This window comes from Actinomyces sp. oral taxon 849 str. F0330 (assembly GCF_000239715.1).
In the GTDB taxonomy this organism is placed as follows: domain Bacteria; phylum Actinomycetota; class Actinomycetes; order Actinomycetales; family Actinomycetaceae; genus Actinomyces; species Actinomyces johnsonii.
Map to the genome: position 1 here is coordinate 21,256 of NZ_JH470351.1, position 1,742 is coordinate 22,997.

Consider the following 1,742-nt stretch of genomic DNA (forward strand, 5'->3'; position numbering starts at 1 on the left):
GCGGGTGCGCTCTGCCTCGGCCTGTGCGCGCAGCAGCGCCTCGGTCTTGGAGGCCTGGGCCTCCTGCTCGCGCTGGTAGCGGGCCGCATCGGCGGGCTTGCGCACCGTGGAGTCGAGCTCGCGCTCGGTCAGGGAGGCCTTGGCCTCGGCGGCCTCCTGGCCGATGATGGCGATCTCGCGCTCCTTGGCGGCGCGGGCGATCGGTCCAGCGGAGTCGGCGTCGGCCTGGGCCTTGTCCGTCTCGGCCTTGAGCTGGGCCTGACGCAGGGACAGATCGCGCTCGCGCTCGGCGATCTGCTGACGCGAGGTGACTTCGGCGTCGCGGGCCTCGCGCTCGGCGTTGGCTCGGGCGATGCGGGCGTCCTTTTCGACGCGCTGCTGCTCGGGCACGCCCAGGGATTCGATGTAGCCGCCGGCGTCGGTGATCTCGGAGACCTGGAGCATGTCGATCTCCAGACCCATGTTGGCCATGATGCTCTTGGCGTCGTCGAAGACGTTGCGCTGGAGAGCGTCACGGTCGGAGATGAGGTCGGTGACCGTCATGTGCCCGATGATCGAGCGCAGGGAGCCGATGAGCGCCTCCCGGGCTGAGTCGGCGATCGCCTGGTCCGTGTTCTGCTTGCCCAGGAACCGCTTGGCCGCGGCGCGCACCTGCTCGTCGGAGTCACCCACCTTGACGGCGGCGACGGCGGCCACGTTGACGTTGATCTTGTTCTCGTCCTCGGCGGTGACCTTAAAGCCGATCGTGGTCTGGGTGAAGGGCAGGTACTGGATGGACTGGATGACCGGCAGGACGAAGTCGCGCCCACCGGGGTGGATGATCTTGACCGCGCCCCGGTTCGATCCGGAGATCAGACCGGTGAGGTTGGAGGGGACGACGACGATCCGGCTGAACAGGTAGGCCAGGATCAGGAGCCCGATGATGACGATGACGACGATCGCGCCGATGAATGTTGGATCCACGCTGTGTTCCTTTCTTTTCGGGGAGGTGGGGTGGGAGGTCGGAGCCAGGGCGGGCGACCGGCAGGAGGCGGATCGATACCGTCACCGGCGTCTGGTGGACGGTCAGCTCTCGATCTGCCCCCAAGGGGTGATGGTGAGGGTTGAGTCCTCGGCGTCGAGCACCCAGGCGCTCTGGCCCGAGCGCATCGGCTCCTCAGAGCGCGCCGGCAGGGTCAGCTGGTTGCCGCGCGTGATGGCGCGGACCTCGCCGCTGCCGTCCTTCCACCACAGGACGGTGACCCTCTCTCCGACGAGTTCTGCCGCGGTGGGCGGTGCCGTGTCCAGCGGCATGGTCCGCTTGAGGCGGTTCCACAGCCAACGCGTGGCCGTCCCCGAGGCGAGCGCCAACGCTGTGGGAACACCCCACAGCACGGCCGCCGGCACGGAGACGGATCCCGACACGGCGGTCATGCCCATGCCGATCGCGCCGAATACGGCCACCGGAAGGGCGAGCACGGGGACCATCCCATCGGGCAGGAACGCGTCGAGCAGCCCATCGAAGAGGATGGAGACCAGGAGCGTGCCGCAGCCGATGATCGCGCACCAGACGAAGATGCTCACGTCGGCTCCCTTCTGGGGAAGCCCGACCGGCTTCCCGCATCTGGATTCTGCCACGCGGGTCGCGCCAAGATCCCCGAGACGAGATGGGGAGTAGAACCCGGCGGTCCGCTCAGGCGCCGCGCGCCCGAGGGATCTCGGCGGAGTCCTGCAGGGACGGGGGAGCGAAGGACCATGCCGTC

2 protein-coding genes are annotated in these 1,742 nt (G+C 68.7%); both read right to left on the bottom strand.

The annotated features are described in order from the left end of the window. The coding region (locus tag HMPREF0975_RS05865; protein ID WP_009233229.1) for an SPFH domain-containing protein at nucleotides 1-963 on the bottom strand (963 nt) is incomplete at its 3' end. Between the two features lie 102 nt (nucleotides 964-1,065). After that, nucleotides 1,066-1,563 (bottom strand): nodulation protein NfeD, encoded by a 498-nt coding sequence (locus HMPREF0975_RS05870; RefSeq protein ID WP_009233230.1) that lies wholly within the window; start codon nucleotides 1,561-1,563, stop codon nucleotides 1,066-1,068. Nucleotides 1,564-1,742: the final 179 nt, after the last annotated feature.